Here is a 21968-nt window from a genome sequence, read left to right as displayed (position 1 = left end):
TCGCAGGCATGGGCCGGCGGCGGAACCATGGCCCTCGCCCGGGCCGGTCACACGGTCTTGACGGCGCCTCCGTCGATCAGGAAGTCCGCCCCGGCCGTGCTGCCGGCCAGTGGGGAGGCGAGGTAGGCGACGAGCGCCGCGACCTCGGACGGTTCGACGAGCCGGCCCGTGGTCATCCCCATCGCGGCCGGGAGGCCGGCCAGCAGCTCCTGCCGGGTCACGCCCATCGCGCGGGCGAGCTCCGCGCCGTAGCCGTCCGGGCTCTCCCACATGGCCGTGCGCACCGGGCCCGGGGAGACCGTGTTGACGCGGACGCCCTGGGGGCCGAACTCCTCCGCCAGCGCCTTGCCGAACGCGGTCAGCGCGGCCTTGGCGGCGGTGTACGGGACGGGGCCCGCGTGGGGCAGCCGGGCGCCGTTGGAGGAGATGTTGACCAGGGCGCCGCGCCTGCGCACCAGCCCGGGGAGGGCGGCGCGGCTGGTGCGTACGGCCGCGAGCAGGTTGAGGTCGAGCGTCTGCCGCCACTGTTCGTCGGTGAAGGACAGGAACCCGCCGGTCTGCCCCTCGCCGCCGTCTCCCCCGCCGACGTTGTTGACCAGGATGTCGAGGTCGCCGCCGAGTTCGGCGGTCGCGCGCTCGACGAGGTGCGCGGGGCCGTCGGGCGTGGCCAGGTCGACGGGCACGGCGAGGGCTCCCGTCTCCTTCAGTTCCGGGGTGACCGTGCGGGCGGCCGCGACGACCGTGACGCCCTCGGCGGTGAGCGTCTCGACCACGGCCAGTCCGATGCCGCGGCTCGCGCCGGTGACCACGGCGGTCTTTCCGGTCAGGTGCAGGTCCATGGGTGTTCCCCCTTCACTCGACACACAGTCGCGTCTCCGTTGATGCAATCACCTTAAGACTTGCTACATCGATGTTGCAAGTAGGGGCCGAACGGCGTCTCTGTCGTACGATCGTGGTCATGGACATCAAGCGGCAGACCCTCCGGGCCGACGCGGAACGGACCGTACGGACGATCCTTGAGGCGGCCGAACGCGTCCTCAGCGCCGATCCGGCGGCGACGATGGAGCAGATCGCGGCCGCGGCGGGCGTCGCCCGCACCACCGTCCACCGCCGCTTCGCCACGCGCGAGGCACTGGTCGCCGCCCTGACGGCGTGGGCCACCCGCCAGTTCCACGAGGCGGTGGAGGCGGCCCGCCCGCACACGGCCCCACCGCTGGTGACCCTGTACCAGGTGACCGCCAATGTGCTGCGGGTCAAGATCGGCTGGGGCTTCGCCATGAGCCGGGTCCCCAACGCCGACCCGGAGGTGGCACACGTCCACGCCGACATCCTCGACCAGTGCGACCGGGTCTTCCGCCGTGCCCGCGACGAGGGTCTGCTGCGCCCCGACACCGACCTGGACTGGGCCCGCCGGGTCTACTACGCCCTGATCCACGAGGCTGCGGAGGAGGGCCGGGACGCCGACGACGAGGCCGTCGACCACCTGGCCACGCGGGTGGTGGACACCCTGCTGCGCGGAGTCGGCGCATGAGGGAGCCCCCCGGCGCGGACGGGCGCCGGGGGGCTGTCGGGGAAGCGGCGGGCAGCGGCGGTGTCAGCCGCAGCGGCCGGGGCGGGACCGGTGGTGTCAGCCGCAGCGGCCGGCCGGGCGGGAGCGGGTGACGAGGTTCGTCCAGCCGGTGGTGCCGTCGATCCAGACGACCTGGGTGCCTTCGAGCGCGGCCGGGGAGAGCTGTTCACCGCGGTTGCAGGAGACGCGCTCCTTGCGGGTGCCGTCGGTGGTCAGCTGCCAGTTCTTCGGCAGCGTCTCGTTGCGGTACGCGGTGTCCGGCAGGGCCGCGTTGACCGTGACCGCCGACTCCGAGACCGTCAGCTCGGCCGCGATCAGCGCGCCCGGCTTGCTCTCGGCGCTGATGTCGTACGCCCCGGTGCCGTCGACGTTCGCCCGGCGGATGCCCATCTGGCCGTCGTCGGCGATGTTCGCGTCGGTGAGCCAGAAGACATGGCTGCCGTTGAGGCCGGTCTGCCCCAGGGTCTGCGGCTCGTCCAGCCGCTCGGTCATGGTCTTCTTGCCGGTCTTCAGGTCGAGGAGCTCCACGCCGAGCCGGTACTCGCCGCCCTCCGGGTAGAGCTTGGCGTACGCGATCCTGCCGTGGGCGATGGACGGCAGCCCGGTCAGGACGTCGTCGCCGCCGCCGTCCACGTACGTGGGTTCACGGTCGCCCGCGCGCAGGTGGACGACGTGCCGGGTGAACAGGCCGAGCGTCTCGAAGACCGTGACGCCGTTCTCGACCCGCAGCCCCGCGACGTCCGACGTGCTGGACGTGTACAGCCTCTTGATGGGACCGCCCGCGATCGGCCGGGACAGGATGTCCACGCTCGTCGCGCCGTACGCCGCCCAGACGACGGTCTTGCCGTCCGTGGCCGGGTAGACGTGGTAGCGACCGTCGTTGGGGCTGATGAGCTTCGGCGTGCCCTTGCCGTCCGCGCGGCCGGCGTAGACGGAGTACGGCTCGGTGCCGTCGTCGTTGGACTTGGCGACCGTCCACCAGCCGCCGCCGGCCTGTACGCCGGTGCCGGTGATGTTCAGCTTGCCGAGGAGCTCGTCGGAGTCGACGCCCAGGGCCGCCTCCCAGCCCGGGACGATGCCGTGGGCGTTGAAGGACCGCTTGGCGGTGTTCAGCCGCTTGCCGGTGACGCCCAGGTCCTTGGCCGCGGCCAGGACCGCGTTGCGGCCGTCGGTGAAGCCGTCCAGCGGGGTCATGTACTCGGTCAGCGCCTTGTACACGATCCGGTCGGCCAGCTCGGCGCCCAGGTCCTGGCGCATGTCCCACAGGGCGCCGGAGAACACGGTCGAGTTGAGGTGCACACCGCCGTTGTCGGTACCGAAGGTGGCGCCGAGGAAGTCCTTGGACGTGGTGGCCCCGTCGTTGAGGTCGCGCAGCGCGCAGGCGCGGGGCGTGGCCTTGCGGCACAGGTCCTCGCCGATGAGGCCCGAGTCCGGGTGGTCCATCGCGATGCCGGACTGCGTGACGTCGATGGCGTTGCCGAAGTAGTCGGCGACGGCCTCGTTGAGGGCGCCGGACTGGCCCGCGTAGACCAGGTTGGCGGTGTTCTCCACGACGCCGTGCGTCATCTCGTGCCCGACCACGTCGAGGTCGGCGGAGAGCGGCTTGTACTCGCTGTCGCCGGAGCCGTACACCATCTTGGTGCCGTCCCAGAAGGCGTTGACGTACGGCATGCCGAACTGCGTCACGCCGACGAGGCTGTTGACCGCCGAGCCGCGCCCGTCGAGGCCGTCCCTGGCGTGGTGCCTCTTGTAGTAGTCGTAGACCTGCCCGGCCGCCCAGTGCGCGTCGACCGCGCCCGCCTCCGTGGCGTCCTTGCCGAACTCCGCGCTGGGCGAGCCGAACTCCTTGAGGTCGGCGGGCCAGCCGCCCAGCACCTCGTAGACGTCCTTGTCGCGCGCGTCCCAGGTCGTGAGCGCGGCCTTGCTGCCGTCCGCCATCCGGGCGCGGTCGGCCATCACGTACCGGTCGTCCGTGGCCTTGCTGACGTTGAGGTCCACCTTGGCGCCGTTCAGCAGCGTGCCGCTGCCGACGGCCGCCCCGGTGCCCGGGTCGGCCGGGGCCTCCGCCTTCTTGGCGGCCGTGCCCGCCGCGGCCTTCGGCGGCGTGAGCGTCTTGATGCCGCTGTACTGGAGGACCGGGAAGCCGGCCCGCGCGTCCACGTACACGTGCTGGAGCACGGGCGCGCCGGTCACCGGATGGGTACCGCGGACGGTCACGTGGTACGCCGGGACACCCTCGCCGCGCGGGATGACCACCAGTCCCCCGACGGTGCCGCTCAGCGGCGTGGTCTTCTTCGCGTCGGTCCTGGAGAGCCGGTGGCCGCCGAGCCGCGCGAGGGTCGCCGCCACCGCGCGGCGCACCGCCACGTCCTTGGCGACCGCCGGGTCCACCTCGGTCGTCAGGCCCGTGAAGTACTTGCCGGACGTGCCGGTGACGACCCGCTCGCCGCCCTTCTTCTCCATCCGGACCACGTACTGCCCGCCGAGCACGGGCACGCCCTTGTGCTTCTGCTGGAGCCGTACGGTCTCCTCGGCACCCCGCTTCAGCGTCTGTACGGGGGCGAGATCACGCCCCGGTTCGGCGATCTTGTAGCGGCTCTCCTTGGCGGCGAGGTGCTCGCGCGCCGCGTCCGCCGGGCTCGCCTTCGCGTCCGTCGCCTCGTTGAGGCCGTCGACGAGGGCGGGTGTCGCGGTCCTCGCCCCCGGGATGACGTCGGCGGGCGGTTCGGTGGCCGGCGGGGTCGCCGCCGAGGCCGGAACCGCGGTGATCAGGAGCCCGGCGGCGGCGAGCAGAGCCGCCGCCCGGGCCCCCGCCCGTATGCCGGATGTTCCCGAATGCGTGCTGGGCGTGCTGGGTTCGCGCACGGTCCGTATCCCTCCCACGTGCTGGTCAGCCGTTCAGGTGGTCATGGCCATGCAAGCCGTGGGGCGGCAACGCGGCAACGGATGCGCAGGGTTGAGAAGTGGACACGCACACTTGTGTGGCCTGTGAAGACGGAGTGAGAATCCGACGCATGATCCAGGGAGAACTGACCACTCTCGGCCTGGGCAGGACCGAGGAGCGCGCCTACGAGGCGTTGCTGGCGGAACAGGCGGACGGGGCGGAGGAGTTGGCGCGGCTGCTCGACCTGCCGCGCGAGCGGCTGAACGCCGCACTCGACCGGCTCGTCGAGCACGGTTTCGCCCGGCCGCCCGACCCTTCCGACGAGGGCGACGCGCTGCCGCACCCGGCCGCGCCCGCCGCCGCCATCCGTACGCTGATCCACCGCCGCCAGGCGGAACTGCACATGAGGTCGGCCGAGTTGGCGCGATTACGGCTGGCCGCGGACCGGTTCGCCGGGGACGCCGGCGCCCAGGGAGGCGAACGGGGGCGCGTGGACGTCGTGAGGGGCCGGCGGGCCATCGCCGAGCGGGCCGCACGGCTGCTGGACGGCGCGGAACGGGAGGTCCTGGTGCTGGACCGGCCCCCGTTCACCACGCTGGACGTCGAGTCGCTGCTGGCGCGGGGCGTCGGGGTGCGGGCGGTACTGGACCGGGCCGGGCTCGCGGACCCGGGGCGGGTGCGGGCGCTGACCGGCCTGGCGGGGCGGGGACTTCGGTTACGGGTCGCCGCGGACGTCCCGGCGAAGCTGGTGGCGGTGGACCGGCGGGTCACGCTGCTGCCTCCGACGGAGGCCGCCGGTCCGCGGGCGGCGGCGCTGGTCGTGGGCGACGGGCTGCTGTGCGGGGTGCTGCTGCCGCTGTTCGAGGCGGTGTGGGAGCGGGCCGAGCCGCTGGGCGCTGCGGAGGACGCGGCGGCCGGGCTGCCCGGGGCGCAGCGTGAGCTGCTGGCGCTGCTCGCGGCGGGGCTGAAGGACGAGGCGATCGCGCGCCGCCTGGGCGTCCATGTGCACACGGCGCGGCGGCGGATCAGCCGGTTGCTGGAGTCGCTGGGCGCCCGGACGCGGTTCCAGGCGGGGGCGCGGGCCGCGTCACGGGGATGGCTGGATGTCTGACCGGTGCGCCGATGGGCGAGGATGGGCCGTATGCGCTGGAAGAGGCCGTTGCTGTGGATCGTCGCCGTCGTGACCACCGCCACCGCGTGCGGGGGCCCGTCGCATTCGGTGGCGCGCCCGGAGGTGGGGGTGGCGGCGAGCGGGCCGCCGGCGCCGCAGCGTTCGGCGGTGCCGTCCGCCGGGCTGCCGTCGGTGGGCGTCCTGCTCGACGAGGACGGCCACTGGTGCACGGCGAGCGTGGTGGACAGCCCGAGGGGGAACGTCGTCGCGACCGCCGCGCACTGTGTGTACGCGGACGGCGCGGCGAGCTCGGGCTTCTCGTTCGCCCCCGCGTACCGGGGCAAGGACGGTGACCCGGCCCCGTACGGCACGTGGAAGGTGCGTACGGTGCAGGTGGCCGAGGAGTGGAAGGCGGCCGGTGACGACGCGGACGCCCATGACTACGCGTTCCTCACGCTGGACGCGGACAGCCGGGGCCGTCAGGTGCAGCAGGTGGTGGGCGCGGCGCGGCCGGACTGGGCGTCGGGTCCGGAGCGGCGGGTGACGGTGGTCGGCTACCCGAACAAGGGCCGCAATCCGGCCGACGGTCCCATCTCCTGCACCACGGACACCCGGCGGGACCCGGACCTGGCCGACTCGATGGTGATGGAGTGCGGCGGCTTCTTCGACGGCACGAGCGGCAGCCCCTGGCTCGCCGACGGCCGGCTGATCGGCGTCCTGAGCGGCGGCGACACGGACACGGAGTCGACGGCGGTCCTCTTCGACGCGCGCACCAGGGCGCTGTACGACCGGGCGGTCAAGGCCTCCGGCGGGTGAGGGCGTGGGGGAGCCCCGTGGTGTGGGTGCACCACGGGGCTCCCCGCCGGGCCGTCCGGGCCGTCGTCAGGCCGCGACGGGCTCGGCGGTGGTGGACGTCGTCGCGGGGGACAGGGCGAGTTCCAGCACCTGGCGGACGTCGGTGACCGGGTGGACCTCCAGCTTGTCGAGGATCTCGGCCGGTACGTCGTCGAGGTCGGCCTCGTTCCGCTTGGGGATGATCACCGTGGTGATGCCCGCCCGGTGCGCGGCCAGCAGCTTCTGCTTGACGCCGCCGATCGGCAGGACCCGGCCGGTCAGGGAGACCTCGCCGGTCATGGCGACGTCGGTGCGGACCAGCCGCCCGGACAGGAGCGAGGCGAGGGCCGTCGTCATCGTGATGCCCGCGCTCGGGCCGTCCTTGGGCACCGCGCCCGCCGGGAAGTGGATGTGGACGCCCCGGTCCTTCAGGCCGGTGACCGGCAGTTCCAGTTCGGCGCCGTGCGAGCGCAGGAAGCTCAGCGCGATCTGCGCGGACTCCTTCATCACGTCACCGAGCTGGCCGGTCAGTGTCAGCCCGGCAGCGCCGGTCTCCGGGTCGGCCAGCGACGCCTCCACGAACAGGACGTCACCTCCCGCGCCGGTGACGGCGAGCCCGGTGGCGACACCGGGTACGGAGGTGCGGCGCTCGGCCGGGTCCTGGGCGGACTCCGGCACGTGGTGCGGGCGCCCGATGAGCGCGCGCAGATCGCCCTCGCCGATGGTGAAGGGCAGCTCCTGGTCTCCGAGTTCGTGCTGGGCGGCGACCTTGCGCAGCAGCCGGGCGATCGACCGCTCCAGGTTCCGGACGCCCGCCTCGCGGGTGTACTCGCCCGCGAGCTTGCGCAGCGCCGACTCGTCCAGCGTCACCTCGCCGCTCTCCAGACCCGCCCGCTCCAGCTGTCGGGGCACGAGGTGGTCGCGGGCGATGACGACCTTCTCGTCCTCGGTGTAGCCGTCAAGGCGGACGATCTCCATCCGGTCGGCGAGCGCCTCGGGGATGGCCTCCAGGACGTTGGCGGTGGCGAGGAAGACGACGTCGGACAGGTCGAGTTCGACTTCCAGGTAGTGGTCGCGGAAGGTGTGGTTCTGCGCCGGGTCGAGGACCTCCAGCAGCGCGGCCGCCGGGTCGCCCCGGAAGTCGGAGCCGACCTTGTCGATCTCGTCGAGCAGGACCACGGGGTTCATGGACCCGGCCTCCTTGACGGCCCGCACGATCCGGCCGGGCAGGGCGCCCACGTACGTACGCCGGTGTCCGCGGATCTCTGCCTCGTCGCGTACGCCGCCGAGGGCGACCCGGACGAACTTCCGTCCCATGGCGTGCGCGACCGATTCACCCAGCGACGTCTTGCCGACCCCGGGCGGACCGACCAGCGCCAGCACCGCACCGCCGCGCCGCCCGCCCACGACGCCCAGGCCACGGTCGGCGCGCCGCTTGCGCACCGCGAGGTACTCGGTGATGCGCTCCTTCACGTCCTCCAGGCCGGCGTGCTCGGCGTCGAGGACCTCCTTGGCGCCCTTGATGTCGTAACTGTCCTCGGTGCGCTCGTTCCACGGCATCTCCAGGACCGTGTCGAGCCAGGTGCGGATCCAGGCCGTCTCGGGGTTCTGGTCGCTGGACCGCTCCAGCTTGTCGACCTCCTTGAGGGCGGCCTCGCGCACCTTCTCGGGGAGGTCGGCGGCCTCTACGCGGGTCCGGTAGTCGTCGGACTCCTCGCCGTCCTTCTCGCCGTTGAGCTCGCGGAGCTCCTTGCGGACGGCTTCGAGCTGGCGGCGCAGCAGGAACTCCCGCTGCTGCTTGTCGACGCCTTCCTGGACGTCCTTGGCGATGGACTCGGCGATGTCCTGCTCGGCGAGGTGGTCGCGCAGTTGCTCGGTGGCGAGCCTGAGGCGGGCGACCGGGTCCTCGGTCTCCAGCAGCTCGACCTTCTGAGCCACGGTCAGGAAGGGCGAGTAGCCGGAGTTGTCGGCGAGGGCGGAGACGCCGTCGATCTGCTGGACGCGGTCCACGACCTGCCAGGCGCCGCGCTTCTTGAGCCAGCTGGTGGCGAGCGCCTTGTACTCCTTGACGAGATCGGTGATCTGACCGGGCAGCGGGTCGGGCACCGACTCCTCGACGGTCGTGCCCTCGACCCACAGGGCGGCGCCCGGGCCGGTCGTACCGGCGCCGATCTTCACGCGTCCACGGCCACGGATGAGCGCGCCGGGGTCACCGTCGGAGAGCCGCCCGACCTGCTCCACGGTGCCGAGGACTCCGATCCCCGCGTACGTCCCGTCGATGCGCGGCACCAGCAGGACCTTGGGCTTGCCCTGCGCCCCCGAGGACCGCGCGGCGGCCTGGGCGGCCTCCACCGCGGCTCGTACCTCGGAGTCGGACAGGTCCAGCGGTACCACCATCCCGGGCAGCACGACCTCGTCGTCGAGCGGCAGCACGGGCAAGGTGAGCGGTGTGGACGTCGAAGCCATGATCTCCCCTTCGGCAGTCAAGTTGAGCTGTACACACTCAATGCTTGTGACTGCCGTGGTGTTCCCCGACCTTGTTCGCTCTGAGCGATCAACGCCTCGCGGCGCGGAGCGGGCAGAGTGGGCCCATGCTGAACGACGACGGAACGCTGGCCCGCGAGGGTTCGCTCGACCGGGTACCGGAGGCCTTCGCCCCGGTGGTCGAGGCCGCGCGTGTGCGGATCGCGGAGACCTTCGTGCCCACGCGACTGCACAGCGCTTATCTGTACGGCAGCATTCCGCGCGGCACCGCCACGCCGGGTGTGTCCGATCTCGACCTGCTGATCGCCCTGCGCGAGGAACCGGACGGTGCCGACCGGGAGGCGGTCGCGGGGCTGGAGGCGGAGCTGGACCGCCGCTTCGCGCAGGTCGACGGCGTCGGGGCCCTGCTCTTCGGGGTCCCCACGCTGCTGAGCGAGCTCGAACGGTACGACCTGGGCTTCTTCGTGGCCTGTCTGTGCACCCCGCTGCTGGGTGAGGACCTGGCCGGGCGGCTGCCCCGCTTCCGGCCCACCTCACTGCTCGCCCGCGAGACCAACGGCGACCTCGCGGTGCTCCTGCCCCGATGGCGGCGGCGGGCGGCCGAGGCCACGACGGAAGCGGAACGGTCACGGCTGGGCCGCCACGTGGGCCGCCATCTGGTGCGTACCGGTTTCACGCTGGTGATGCCGCACATGGGTGACTGGACGAGCGACCTGGAGGAGATGGCCGGGGCGTTCGCGGAGCACTACCCGCGGCGGGGGGCCCAGATGCGGACGGCCCTCGCGGTGGGCCGCGACCCGTCGGGGGCGGACCCGGCCGTCCTGGGCACGCTCATCGACGACCTGGGGCCGTGGCTCGCGGCCGAGTACCGGGCGGCGCACGGCGTGAAGGCGCCGCGGCCCTGAGCCCCCCTCGGCCGAGCCCCGAGCCGAGCCCCGAGCCGTGCCCCCGAGGGGTGCACCCGAGCCACCCCCCGAGCCGTCGCACGCCGCGGCCCGGGGTGCGGCGCCCGCGCGGGCGGGGACACACCCCGGGCCGGAGGTGACCCGGGCCGGCGACGACCCGGGGGACCGGTTCTACTCGAAGAACCGGTTCTCGCAGGTCATGGGGATGATGTCGGCCCTGTCCGCGAAGAAGGTGTCGTGGGTGCCGCCGCCGCAGGTCTCCACCCGGTCACCGCCCTCGCCGTCCCGGACGTTGATCGTGTCGTTCGCCGCGCCGGTCTGCACCAGGTCCCGGCCGTTGCCGGCATCGACCGTGCTCGCCTCGGCCACGTTGACCCGTACGACGTCGTCGGCGTCACGGACCATCGCCCGGACGCGGACGACGGCGGCCAGCGAACCACAGACGGCGGTGGTGCCGTCGGTCCCCGCACGTCTGCACCCCGGGCCGATCTTGAGGCCGGAGGCGTCACGGACCACCAGCTCGCGGGCCGCGTTGGCGGAGAAGGTGACCCTGTTCTCCACACCGGTACGCGCGTTGAGCGTGACCGTCCCGCTGTAGCGGGTGACCGTGGCGCCCGCCTCGGCGGAGCCGGCCGGCGTCGCGCCGACGAGAGGGAGGGCCAGGCCCGCGACCAGGGCCGGGACGGCCAGCCGCTTCAGGGTGCTGCTCGTGATCTTCATGCTGCGTTCTTTCTCCTTCTTCCGCTGTGATCCGCGACGGGCGCCGGTACTCGGCAGCCTCGGCGTCAGTGAAACAAGGAGTGACCAACTACGCACCTTTTGTCACCTTTTGACGGACAGAAACCCTCTGGCGCCTCACCATCATCCGGGGCGTAATGGATTCGCGGCCTCAGCAGCCATTACATCCACCTGGGTCAAGGGTGGGCTGCCTTCCGTGGCACCCCCGCCCCCATGGCCACGACGGGGGCTTCCGGGCCCGGGTCGTCGCGGCGGACGGAACGCTCCCCGCGGCGGGGGGCGCCCCCTCGCCGTGGCGGCGGGGGCGGCGCCGACCGGGGCGGCCGCGGGGGCGGACCGTATAGAGAGGTACCGGGGGCGTCGACGCCGGGCCTCGGGCGCCTAAAGAGGTACCGGGGCGTCGACGCCGGGCCTCGGGCGCATCGTGGCGCGGACACAGGACAACCGCCGGCGCGGAGGCGAACGCCACCACGGGCGTCCCCGGCGCGACCGCCCAGGCCGGGCGCTCCACAGCGCGCTGGGCCGCCGGTCCCCCGGCCACTGACCGGAATCGTACGAAGCCGACGGCGAGGGCCCGGGGTGTCCTCGGCCGGCCGGAAGAGCACGGCCTACACGCGCCACCGGGCCGTCCGGCGCAGCAGCGGCCGGCACCCGACGCCGATCACCAGCGCCAGCGGGTGCCCCCAGTTGGTGAGCGGGTCCTCGAAGGCCAGCAGGTCCTGGAGCAGCATCACCGACACCCACGCCAGCACGATGCCGCGCGGCACCGGACTGAGCAGCCCCGACAGCGCCCCGACGGACGCCATCAGGCCGAAACTGATGCCGTAGTCGAGCCGGTGCAGGGACGTGTCGGGCAGGTGCCCGGCCAGTACCGACAGCGCGACCGGGATCTCCGTCGCGAGCGTCGCCACCACATGCCCCAGCAGGAACACGGCGGCCGCCCGCCACGTCCCGATGCGGCGCTCCAGCGCCGTGAGGACGAAGACGAACCCGATGGCGTAGGGCGAGAACAGGCCACCCGCCACCCACAGCGCGCTGGCGACCAGCACGAGCAGCGGCGTACGGGACAGATGGGCGACGTCGGTACTGGAGGCGTGCAGCACCGACGCGACGGTTCGTGGGTCGCCGTACTCGGTGAACAGCGAGGTGGCGACCAGGACGAGGGTGTAGCCGAAGGTGAACGGCGTACCGGTGGGCGTGGGCAGCAGCCGCGCGCACCGCCGCCACCGGGCGGCCGGCGGGTGGGCCGGGGCGGTGGCCGTGGGCGGGAGGGGCGTCGCCGGTGTGGTGCTCGACGTGCGCTGGCTCGGAATGCCCTTCAGCAGCCCGGGGCCGTCACTCGTCCCGCGCGTCCGGAGCTGGTGCACCGCGAGGCCGCCCTTCCCTGTCCACAAAACCCCTGCACAATGCGTCCGGATCAACCCTGCTCCCAGCCAACGCGATCATGTGCGGTCACGTCCATGACATAGGTCACAGCGACCGGCCCACTCGTCGCTACGCTGAGGATCATGGCTGCGACGACCCCTGTGACGACGCCCCTGGCCCCCGCGAACCCCGCCATGACGCCCCCGGACGCCCCGGACGCCCCCGTGACGCTCGACCGCCGGGAGGGCCCGTACGGCGAGGTGGTGCTGCGCCGGCGCGGCGAGGACTTCGAGATCATCGCCAACGGCACGTTCCTGATGGACACCTCCGACGGCCGGTCCGAGCGGCTGCTGATCGACGCCGCCCTCGGAGCGCTGGGGGCCCGTCCGCACCCGTCGGTGCTCGTCGGCGGGCTCGGGGTGGGGTTCTCGCTGGCGCACGCGGCCGCCGAACCCGCCTGGGGGCGCATCGCGGTCGTCGAGCGGGAGGAGGCGATCATCGACTGGCACCGCGGAGGGCCGCTCGCCCGGATCTCCGGCGAGGCGCTCGCCGATCCGCGCACGGTGCTGGTCCACGGCGACCTCGTCGCGTACGTCCGCAGCTCCCCCGACTCGTTCGACGCGCTCTGCCTGGACATCGACAACGGCCCCGACTGGACCGTCACGGAGGACAACGACAGCCTCTACTCGCCGGCCGGTCTGGCGGCCTGCGCGGCCCGCCTGAACCCCGGTGGCGTCCTCGCCGTCTGGTCCGCCCGGCCCTCCACCGATTTCGAAGAGTCATTGCGGAATGCCGGGTTCAGCGGGGTAAGAACCGAAGAGGTCCCGGTTGCCCGGGGCGTACCGGACGTGGTCCACCTCGCCGTTCGCCCTGCGTAGCCGGGACGCGGTCGGTGCCTTTACGCTGCTGACCGAACACACGGATCTACACGCTCGCGCAGGACGCGACAGGGGCGGGGCGATGGAGCAGACACACACCAGCCATACCGGCACGGCGGTCGCGCCGGGTACACAGCGCCGCGTGCTGGTCGTCGAGGACGACACCACCATCGTCGAGGCCATCTCCGCCCGGTTGCGGGCCGAGGGCTTCCTGGTGCAGACGGCCACCGACGGCCCGGCGGCCGTGGACGCCGCCGAGGCGTGGCAGCCCGACCTGATGGTCCTCGACGTCATGCTGCCGGGTTTCGACGGTCTGGAGGTGTGCCGGCGGGTGCAGGCCCAGCGGCCGGTGCCGGTGCTGATGCTGACGGCCCGGGACGACGAGACCGACATGCTGGTCGGCCTCGGGGTCGGCGCCGACGACTACATGACCAAGCCGTTCTCGATGCGGGAGCTCGCGGCCCGGGTGCACGTCCTGCTGCGGCGCGTGGAGCGGGCGGCGCTGGCCGCGGTGACTCCGCGCAGTGGCATCCTCCGGCTCGGCGAACTGGAGATCGACCACGCGCAGCGGCGGGTTCGGGTCAAGGGTGAGGACGTCCACCTCACGCCGACCGAGTTCGACCTGCTGGTCTGCCTGGCGAACACCCCCCGCGCGGTCCTCTCCCGGGAGCAGTTGCTCGCGGAGGTCTGGGACTGGGCGGACGCGTCGGGCACCCGGACCGTGGACAGCCACATCAAGGCGCTGCGCCGCAAGATCGGTGCCGAACGGATCCGTACGGTCCACGGCGTCGGGTACGCACTGGAGACGCCCGCGCCATGAGGTCGCTCCGGTCCCGGCTGCGCTCGGTCTCGATCTCGATCAAGACCAAACTGGGCACACTCGTCGTCGTCTCGGTCTTCATCACGACCGGCCTGCTGATGGTGGCTCTGCGCACGGAGACCGAGCTGCGCTTCATCACCGTCTTCTCGGTGATCGCCACGCTGCTGATCACCCAGTTCGTGGCGCACGGTCTGACCGCGCCGCTGGACGAGATGAACACGGTGGCGAAGTCCATCTCGCACGGCGACTACACCCGGCGGGTGCGTGGCGCCGACCGCCGGGACGAGCTCGGCGACCTGGCCTCCACGATCAATCGCATGGCCGACGACCTGGAGGCGGTGGACCGGCACCGCAAGGAGCTGGTGGCCAATGTCTCGCACGAGTTGCGCACGCCGATCGCGGCGCTGCGCGCGGTGCTGGAGAACGTGGTGGACGGCGTCTCGGCCGCCGACCCCGAGACCATGCGCACCGCGCTGAAGCAGACCGAGCGGCTCGGCCGGCTGGTGGAGACGCTCCTGGATCTGTCACGGCTCGACAACGGTGTCGTACCGCTCCGGTCGCGGCGCTTCGAGGTGTGGCCGTACCTGTCGGGGGTGCTCAAGGAGGCCAACCTGGCCGCCGCGCAGCGCGGGCTGGACTCCGGCTCGGGCCGTCATACCCGTACGGATGTGCATCTGCATCTGGACGTGTCGCCGCCGGAGCTGACCGCGCACGCGGACAGCGAGCGGCTGCACCAGGTGGTGGCGAACCTGATCGACAACGCCGTGAAGCACTCGCCGCCGCACGGCCGTGTGACGGTGCGGGCGCGGCGCGGCCGGCAGCCGGAGTCGCTGGACCTGGAAGTGGTGGACGAGGGGCCGGGCATCCCGGAGTCGGAGCGGCACAAGGTCTTCGAGCGGTTCAACCGGGGCAGCGTCCCCTCGCCGCACGGGCCGGGCAGCGACGGCGGTACGGGACTGGGCCTGGCGATCGCCCGCTGGGCGGTCGATCTGCACGGCGGCCGCATCGGAGTGGCCGAATCCGCACGTGGATGCCGGATTCAGGTCACTCTTCCAGGGATCCCTCAGCCCCGCGGTTGACGTAGGGTTCGAACCGGAAGGGTTCGTTCTGCGTATACATGTGCAGGACGTGCCCGAGGCTGTGCGCCGTCAGGGGCCGCAGCCGCGCTCTCCCCTACCCATTCGCGGGGCAACCACGCTTGTTTCCCGCCATTTCCAGCCCCGAAACACGTCCTCAGATGTGATCTACGCGACGATGGCATGCCCGGCCTGCACGTCCCGGCCAGGGAGGCGTAGCCTTTATTTCCGCTGTCCATCACCTTGTGAAGCGGAAGAGGGCGGTTGCCGCCGTGTCGTCTCAGTCCCCCAGTAACTCGAGTATCTCGACCGACCAAGACGGGCAGGGTCCTTCGAACCCTGCCGCCGCGTTCGGTGCCAATGAGTGGCTCGTCGACGAGATCTACCAGCAGTACCTCCAGGACCCGAATTCGGTCGACCGTGCCTGGTGGGACTTCTTCGCCGACTACAAGCCGGGCGCCTCGTCCGGCTCGGCGGACAAGCCCGCGGGTGAGGGTGCCGTAGCCGCGGGGGCTGCGGGCACCGGTGCAAGCACCGGCTCCACTGGAGCGGCCGACGCCGCGCCCTCCGCCGGCCAGGCCCCGGCTCCCCAGGCTCCGGCCACTCCGGCGCAGCCGGCAGCAGCGGCACCCGCACAGGCCGCTGCCGCCCCCGCCGCGAAGCCCGCGCCCGCCGCCCCGGCCCAGGCCGCCCCGGCCGCGAAGCCCGCGCCCGCCCCCGCGGCCAAGGCTCCGGCCGCGAAGCCCGCCGCCGCCAAGGCGCAGCCGGCCACCGAAGCCCCCGCCGGGCCCGAGTACGTGCCGCTGCGCGGCCCGGCCGCCGCGGTCGCCAAGAACATGAACGCCTCGCTGGAGCTGCCGACCGCCACCTCGGTCCGCGCCGTCCCGGTGAAGCTGCTGTTCGACAACCGCATCGTCATCAACAACCACCTCAAGCGTGCCCGCGGCGGGAAGATCTCCTTCACGCACCTCATCGGGTACGCGATGGTGCAGGCCATCAAGGCCATGCCGTCGATGAACTACTCGTACGGCGAGAAGGACGGCAAGCCGGTCCTGGTCAAGCCGGAGCACGTGAACTTCGGTCTGGCGATCGACCTGGTGAAGCCGAACGGCGAGCGCCAGCTCGTCGTGGCGGGCATCAAGAAGGCGGAGACGCTCGGCTTCTTCGAGTTCTGGCAGGCGTACGAGGACATCGTCCGCCGCGCCCGCAACAACAAGCTGACGATGGACGACTTCACCGGCGTCACCGTCTCGCTGACCAACCCCGGCGGCCTCGGCACCGTCCACTCCGTGCCGCGTCTGATGCCCGGTCAGTCGGTCATCATGGGCGTCGGTTCGATGGACTACCCGGCCGAGTTCCAGGGGACTTCGCAGGACACCCTGAACAAGCTGGGCATCTCCAAGGTGATGACGCTCACCTCGACGTACGACCACCGGGTCATCCAGGGTGCGGCGTCGGGCGAGTTCCTGCGGATCGTCTCGAACCTCCTCCTCGGTGAGAACGGCTTCTACGACGACGTCTTCGAGTCGCTGCGCATCCCCTACGAGCCGGTCCGCTGGCTCAAGGACATCGACGCGTCGCACGACGACGACGTCACCAAGGCCGCGCGCGTCTTCGAGCTGATCCACTCCTACCGGGTCCGCGGCCACGTCATGGCCGACACCGACCCGCTGGAGTACCGCCAGCGCAAGCACCCCGACCTGGACATCACCGAGCACGGCCTGACGCTCTGGGACCTGGAGCGGGAGTTCGCGGTCGGCGGCTTCGGCGGCAAGTCCATGATGAAGCTGCGCGACATCCTCGGCGTGCTGCGCGACTCGTACTGCCGCACCACCGGCATCGAGTTCATGCACATCCAGGACCCCAAGCAGCGCAAGTGGATCCAGGACCGCGTCGAGCGCCCGCACTCCAAGCCGGAGCGCGAGGAGCAGCTTCGGATCCTGCGCCGCCTCAACGCCGCCGAGGCGTTCGAGACGTTCCTGCAGACCAAGTACGTCGGCCAGAAGCGGTTCTCGCTGGAGGGCGGCGAGTCCGTCATCCCGCTGCTGGACGCGGTCATCGACTCGGCCGCCGAGTCGCGCCTGGACGAGGTCGTCATCGGCATGGCCCACCGCGGCCGGCTGAACGTCCTGGCGAACATCGTCGGCAAGTCGTACGCGCAGATCTTCCGCGAGTTCGAGGGCAACCTCGACCCGAAGTCGATGCACGGCTCCGGCGACGTGAAGTACCACCTGGGCGCCGAGGGCACCTTCACCGGCCTGGACGGCGAGCAGATCAAGGTCTCGCTGGTCGCCAACCCCTCGCACCTGGAGGCGGTCGACCCGGTCCTGGAGGGTGTCGTCCGTGCCAAGCAGGACGTCATCAACAAGGGCGGCACGGACTTCACCGTCCTGCCCGTCGCCCTGCACGGTGACGCGGCGTTCGCGGGCCAGGGTGTGGTCGCCGAGACGCTCAACATGTCGCAGCTGCGCGGTTACCGCACCGGCGGCACGGTCCACATCGTGATCAACAACCAGGTCGGCTTCACCGCCGCCCCGGAGTCGTCGCGATCGTCGATGTACGCGACCGACGTGGCCCGCATGATCGAGGCGCCGATCTTCCACGTGAACGGCGACGACCCGGAGGCCGTGGTCCGCGTGGCGCGGCTCGCCTTCGAGTTCCGCCAGACGTTCAACAAGGACGTCGTGATCGACCTCATCTGCTACCGCCGCCGCGGTCACAACGAGGGCGACAACCCGCAGTTCACCAACCCGCAGATGTACAACCTGATCGACAAGAAGCGCTCGGTGCGCAAGCTCTACACCGAGTCGCTGATCGGTCGTGGCGACATCACGCTGGAAGAGGCGGAGCAGGCGCTCCAGGACTTCCAGGGACAGCTGGAGAAGGTGTTCGCGGAGGTCCGCGAGGCCACCTCGCAGCCCGGCCCGGCGCAGAGCCCCGAGGCGCAGGCCGAGTTCCCGGTCGCCGTCACCACCGCGGTCTCCCAGGAGGTCGTGAAGCGGATCGCCGAGTCCCAGGTGAACATCCCCGACCGCGTCAAGGTGCACCCGCGCCTGATGCCGCAGCTCCAGCGCCGTGCCGCCTCGATCGACGACGGCACGATCGACTGGGGCATGGGTGAGACCCTGGCGATCGGTTCGCTGCTGATGGAGGGCACCCCGGTCCGGCTCGCCGGCCAGGACACCCGCCGCGGCACCTTCGGCCAGCGCCACGCGGTGCTGGTGGACCAGGAGACCGGCGAGGACTACACCCCGCTGCAGTACCTCTCCGAGGACCAGGCCCGCTACAACGTCTACGACTCGCTGCTGAGCGAGTACGCGGCGATGGGCTTCGAGTACGGCTACTCGCTCGCGCGGCCCGAGTCGCTGGTCATGTGGGAGGCCCAGTTCGGAGACTTCGTCAACGGCGCGCAGACCGTCCTCGACGAGTTCATCTCCTCGGCCGAGCAGAAGTGGGGCCAGACCTCCGGCGTCACGCTGCTCCTGCCGCACGGCTACGAGGGCCAGGGCCCGGACCACTCCTCGGCCCGCCCGGAGCGCTTCCTCCAGATGTGCGCGCAGGACAACATGACGGTCGCGATGCCGACGCTGCCGTCGAACTACTTCCACCTCCTGCGGTGGCAGGTGCACAACCCGCACCACAAGCCGCTGGTCGTCTTCACCCCGAAGTCGATGCTGCGCCTGAAGGCCGCCGCGTCGAAGGCGGAGGAGTTCACCACGGGCGGGTTCCGCCCGGTGATCGGTGACGACTCGGTGGACGCGAACGCGGTCCGCAAGGTCGTCTTCTGCTCCGGCAAGGTGTACTACGACCTGGAGGCGGAGCGGGTCAAGCGCGGCGTCACGGACACGGCGATTATCCGCCTCGAGCGTCTCTACCCGCTGCCGGGTGCGGAGCTCCAGGCCGAGATCTCCAAGTACCCGAACGCGGAGAAGTACCTGTGGGCGCAGGAGGAGCCGGCGAACCAGGGTGCCTGGCCGTTCATCGCGCTCAACCTGATCGACCACCTCGACCTGGCGGTCGGCGCCGACATCCCGCACGGCGAGCGTCTGCGCCGCATCTCGCGGCCGCACAGCTCGTCCCCCGCGGTCGGCTCGGCCAAGCGCCACCAGGCCGAGCAGGCCCAGCTGGTCAACGAGGTCTTCGACGCCTGATCAGCGCCCGTACGGTCGCGAGGGCCCGGTTCCGCATGCCGCGGGGCCGGGCCCTCCGGCTTCCCGGGCGGGCCGGGGGACGCCCTACCCTGGGAGCAACACCGAGCAGGCATCAGGAGCACGTCTTGTACTTCACCGACCGTGGCATCGAGGAGCTGGAGAAGCGGCGCGGCGAGGAGGAGGTCACCTTCGAGTGGCTCGCCGAGCAGTTGCGTACGTTCGTCGACCTCAACCCCGACTTCGAGGTTCCCGTCGAGCGTCTGGCCACCTGGCTGGCACGGCTGGACGACGAGGACGAGGACGAGTAGTCGCGCGTGGTCACTTCCGCGCGGAGGCGGCCGCCCCGCGCAGGCGGTCGTAGGCGAGGCCCAGCGCGCCCTGGGTGATCAGCAGCGCGGCCGTGGTCGCCCAGCCGGGGCTGCGGCGGGTGAGTGCCCAGGTGAGCAGGGGGACGCCCGCCACCAGTTGGGCCGTGGCGAGCGCGCGGGCGCGGGGGCCGCAGATCCAGGGGCCGAGGGGTCCCTTCTCGACGGCGTCCAGTTCGGTGCGTACGGCGTCGAGCCAGCCCTGCCATTCGACCGGCTCCGCGCCCTGGGCCCGGGCGGCCGCCCACAGGTGGGTGGCCGGTTCGCCGGGCATGAGGCCCGGCGGGAGGGTGAGGCCGTGCCGGCTCAGGACGGCCGTGAGGCCCAGGAGGCGGGCCGCGGCGGTGGCGTGCCGGTCGGGGCGGGTGAGGGGTTCGAGGTCCTGGGCGTCCAGGACGGGGTCGAGTCCGAGGCGGGCGGCGAAGGTGTGCATGGCCTCGTCCTCGCCGACGGGGGTGCCGTCCGCGAGCCAGGTGTAGCCGACGGGGCGGCGGAAGCCGGTCGCGAGGACGCACCCCGCACGGTCCGCGTCCCACCACAGGGCCACCACCGGCCACGTCACCCCGACGGTCAGGGCGCCGGCCCAGCCCGCGGCGACCCGGTCGACCGGTTCGGCGCCGTCGCGCCACGGGGCGCCCTCGGGGACGAGGACGCTCCAGTCGGAACCGGCCGGGGCGAGGAGCAGCCGCTCGCGCAGCAGCAGGGCCGGGGGCCGTACGGAGGGCACATCGGTCCGGCAGAAAAGCAGCGCGCCCGGAGAAGTCGCGTTCATGGGCCTTACGCTAGGGCAATTTGCCCTGATTCGGCACGCTTGACTTGACCGGGCCGCGATATATCGTGTCCTACAGGAGACGCGATATGTTGCGTCACGTCCCAGGGAGGTCCCATGCCGGAGTGGTCCGTCAGCGAGCCGACGAAACTGACCCTCGACGACGCACCCGTGACGGCGCTCAATGTGCGCATCGTCCATGGGACGGTCAATGTCGTGGGCACCGACGAGGGCCCGGCACGGCTGGAGGTCTCCGACATCGAGGGGCCGCCCCTGATCGTCACCCAGCAGGGTTCCACCCTGACCATCGCCTACGAGGACCTGCCCTGGAAGGGCTTCCTCAAGTGGCTCGACCCGAAGGGGTGGCACCGCAGCGCCGTCGTCTCCCTCGCCGTCCCGGCGGCTGCCGACGTCGAGGTCGGCGTCATCGGCGCCGAGGCCGTGATCTCGGGTGTCCGGGGGCGTACGGACGTACGCGGCGTCACCGGCGACACCACGCTCGTCGGCCTCTCCGGCCCGGTCCGCGCCGACACCGTCGCCGGGAGCGTGGAGTCCCAGGCGGTCACCGGAGACCTCCGCTTCAACTCCGTGTCGGGTGACCTCACGATCGTCGAGGGCGCGGGTACCTCCGTACGGGCGGAGTCGGTCAGCGGCGACATGGTCATCGACCTCGACCCCGGCGAGGAACCCACCGACATCCGGCTGACCACCGTCTCCGGCGAGGTCGCCATCCGGCTGCCCCATCCCACGAACGCCCAGGTCGAGGCCCACACCACGGGGGGTGCCGTGTCCAGCGCCTTCGACGACCTCCGGGTCACCGGGCAGTGGGGCGCCAAGAAGATCACCGGCACACTCGGCGACGGCAAGGGGACGCTGAAGGCCACCACGGTCTCCGGATCCATCGCGCTGCTCCGCCGGCCGGACGAAGCCCCCACCGGAAAGGTGCTCTGACATGCCCCCCGTCTTCGCCCACGGCCGGCTCCGCCTCTACCTGCTCAAGCTCCTCGACGAGGCGCCGCGCCACGGCTACGAGGTGATCCGGCTCCTGGAGGAACGCTTCCACGGCCTGTACGCGCCCTCCGCCGGCACCGTCTACCCGCGCCTGGCCAAGCTGGAGGCCGAGGGCCTGGTCACGCACGCCACCGAGGGCGGGCGCAAGGTGTACTCGATCACCGACGCCGGGCGCGAGGAGCTCGCCGGCCGCAGCGCCGAACTGGCCGACCTGGAGCTGGAGATCCGCGACTCGGTCTCCGAGCTCGCCGCCGAGATCCGCGACGACGTGCGCGGCGCGGCGGGCTCACTGCGCCGCGAGCTGCGGGCCGCGGCGGGCGAGTCCCGGCGCACACCGCCCCCGGGGGGCGACGAGTGGGCGACGTGGCGCCGGGCCAAGCAGGAGTGGAAGGACCAGGCCCGGCGGGCCCGGGACGAGTCGCGGCGCGCCCGTGAGGAGGCGCAGACGGCACGGCAACAGGCCAAGGAGGCCCAGGAGAAGGCCCGCCAGGAGATGCAGCGGATCGCGCAGCAGGTCCAGGACCATGTGCTGCGGGGCGAAGGCCTGGCCGACCTCGCGGGCCGACTGGGCGGCCTGCTCGGCGGCTCGGCCCCCACGACGTCCTGGCCCCCGTACGGGAAGCCGGACCCCGCCGAGCCCTCGGCCGACACCCCGGCCGGCACCCCGGCCGAAACCCCGGAGTGGGCCCACGCCGACACCGAATCGGCCGACCCGGCGCGCGACTTGGAGCGCCTGCTGGACCGCTTCCGCGACGACGTCCGCGACGCGGCCCGCGACCACGGCGTCACGGCCGCCCAGCTCACCCGGGCCCGCGGCCACCTGTCCACCGCGGCGTCCCACATCGTCGCGCTGCTGAAGAACCCGCGCGACTAGCGCGGGGCGCCGGCCCCGGCACCCGGTGGGCAGCGTGTGCGCCCGCCCCGGCCCCGCTGGTCGCCGGACGGGGAGCCACCGGACACGCACGCCGGCACCCGCCCTCCTCCCGCCCCGCACGGGCGGAGGGCGG

17 protein-coding genes are annotated in these 21968 nt (G+C 72.2%); 11 read left to right on the top strand and 6 right to left on the bottom strand.

The features are described 5' to 3' along the window. Positions 1–47: 47 nt before the first annotated feature. Positions 48–839 (bottom strand): SDR family oxidoreductase, encoded by a 792-nt coding sequence (locus tag ACZ6C1_RS01165; protein ID WP_469236523.1) that lies wholly within the window; start codon positions 837–839, stop codon positions 48–50. Positions 840–958: 119 nt separating this feature from the next. Between ACZ6C1_RS01165 and ACZ6C1_RS01160 the strand changes: the two genes are divergently transcribed. Further along, the gene (locus tag ACZ6C1_RS01160; RefSeq protein ID WP_469236521.1) at positions 959–1531 is read left to right on the top strand and encodes a TetR/AcrR family transcriptional regulator; all 573 of its coding nucleotides are present in this window, start codon (positions 959–961) and stop codon (positions 1529–1531) included. A 96-nt stretch (positions 1532–1627) separates the two neighbouring features. On the opposite strand, the gene ACZ6C1_RS01155 is transcribed toward ACZ6C1_RS01160, so the two are convergent. After that, entirely contained in the window at positions 1628–4435 is a 2808-nt protein-coding gene (locus ACZ6C1_RS01155) for a M4 family metallopeptidase (RefSeq protein ID WP_469236519.1), read from the bottom strand. Positions 4436–4584: 149 nt separating this feature from the next. Here ACZ6C1_RS01155 and ACZ6C1_RS01150 point away from each other — a divergent pair, with 149 nt between their 5' ends. Then, on the top strand, positions 4585–5565 hold the full coding sequence (locus ACZ6C1_RS01150) for a TrmB family transcriptional regulator (RefSeq protein ID WP_469236517.1): 981 nt from the start codon (positions 4585–4587) through the stop codon (positions 5563–5565). Between the two features lie 30 nt (positions 5566–5595). After that, positions 5596–6381 (top strand): trypsin-like serine peptidase, encoded by a 786-nt coding sequence (locus ACZ6C1_RS01145; protein WP_469236515.1) that lies wholly within the window; start codon positions 5596–5598, stop codon positions 6379–6381. A gap of 66 nt (positions 6382–6447) precedes the next feature. On the opposite strand, the gene lon is transcribed toward ACZ6C1_RS01145, so the two are convergent. Beyond that, on the bottom strand, positions 6448–8865 hold the full coding sequence (gene lon, locus ACZ6C1_RS01140; protein WP_469236513.1) for an endopeptidase La: 2418 nt from the start codon (positions 8863–8865) through the stop codon (positions 6448–6450). Positions 8866–8990: 125 nt separating this feature from the next. Here lon and ACZ6C1_RS01135 point away from each other — a divergent pair, with 125 nt between their 5' ends. Then, entirely contained in the window at positions 8991–9788 is a 798-nt protein-coding gene (locus tag ACZ6C1_RS01135; protein ID WP_469236511.1) for a nucleotidyltransferase domain-containing protein, read from the top strand. A gap of 171 nt (positions 9789–9959) precedes the next feature. Here ACZ6C1_RS01135 and ACZ6C1_RS01130 read toward each other — a convergent pair whose 3' ends face one another. Next, entirely contained in the window at positions 9960–10508 is a 549-nt protein-coding gene (locus ACZ6C1_RS01130) for a hypothetical protein (RefSeq protein WP_469236509.1), read from the bottom strand. Between the two features lie 626 nt (positions 10509–11134). Further along, on the bottom strand, positions 11135–11893 hold the full coding sequence (locus ACZ6C1_RS01125) for a rhomboid-like protein (RefSeq protein WP_469236507.1): 759 nt from the start codon (positions 11891–11893) through the stop codon (positions 11135–11137). A gap of 192 nt (positions 11894–12085) precedes the next feature. Here ACZ6C1_RS01125 and ACZ6C1_RS01120 point away from each other — a divergent pair, with 192 nt between their 5' ends. The 5 genes from ACZ6C1_RS01120 (at position 12086) to ACZ6C1_RS01100 (ending at position 19124) form a co-directional block, all read left to right on the top strand. Next, positions 12086–12769: a spermidine synthase family protein gene (locus ACZ6C1_RS01120; RefSeq protein WP_469237147.1), complete on the top strand. Its 684-nt coding sequence runs from the start codon at positions 12086–12088 to the stop codon at positions 12767–12769. Between the two features lie 82 nt (positions 12770–12851). Then, on the top strand, positions 12852–13589 hold the full coding sequence (locus tag ACZ6C1_RS01115; RefSeq protein WP_469236505.1) for a response regulator transcription factor: 738 nt from the start codon (positions 12852–12854) through the stop codon (positions 13587–13589). Continuing rightward, a complete protein-coding gene (locus ACZ6C1_RS01110) occupies positions 13586–14668 on the top strand; it encodes a HAMP domain-containing sensor histidine kinase (protein ID WP_469236504.1) in 1083 nt (360 codons plus the stop codon). Before ACZ6C1_RS01115 ends, ACZ6C1_RS01110 begins: the two co-directional genes overlap by 4 nt. 269 nt (positions 14669–14937) lie before the next feature. Beyond that, a complete protein-coding gene (locus tag ACZ6C1_RS01105; protein WP_469236503.1) occupies positions 14938–18816 on the top strand; it encodes a multifunctional oxoglutarate decarboxylase/oxoglutarate dehydrogenase thiamine pyrophosphate-binding subunit/dihydrolipoyllysine-residue succinyltransferase subunit in 3879 nt (1292 codons plus the stop codon). A 125-nt stretch (positions 18817–18941) separates the two neighbouring features. After that, the gene (locus tag ACZ6C1_RS01100; RefSeq protein ID WP_003961784.1) at positions 18942–19124 is read left to right on the top strand and encodes a DUF6104 family protein; all 183 of its coding nucleotides are present in this window, start codon (positions 18942–18944) and stop codon (positions 19122–19124) included. A 10-nt stretch (positions 19125–19134) separates the two neighbouring features. Here the strand turns inward: ACZ6C1_RS01100 and ACZ6C1_RS01095 are convergent, their stop codons facing one another. Then, a complete protein-coding gene (locus ACZ6C1_RS01095) occupies positions 19135–19953 on the bottom strand; it encodes a hypothetical protein (RefSeq protein ID WP_469236502.1) in 819 nt (272 codons plus the stop codon). Positions 19954–20067: 114 nt separating this feature from the next. Between ACZ6C1_RS01095 and ACZ6C1_RS01090 the strand changes: the two genes are divergently transcribed. Then, positions 20068–20901 carry a DUF4097 family beta strand repeat-containing protein gene (locus tag ACZ6C1_RS01090; protein WP_469236501.1) on the top strand — a complete coding sequence of 278 codons (834 nt, stop codon included), beginning with the start codon at positions 20068–20070 and terminating at the stop codon, positions 20899–20901. A gap of 1 nt (position 20902) precedes the next feature. Beyond that, positions 20903–21835 carry a helix-turn-helix transcriptional regulator gene (locus ACZ6C1_RS01085; protein ID WP_469236500.1) on the top strand — a complete coding sequence of 311 codons (933 nt, stop codon included), beginning with the start codon at positions 20903–20905 and terminating at the stop codon, positions 21833–21835. The last annotated feature ends 133 nt before the right edge of the window (positions 21836–21968 follow it).

Source organism: Streptomyces sp. NPDC041796, assembly GCF_055590785.1.
This window is presented reverse-complemented; position numbering and strand designations above follow the sequence as displayed.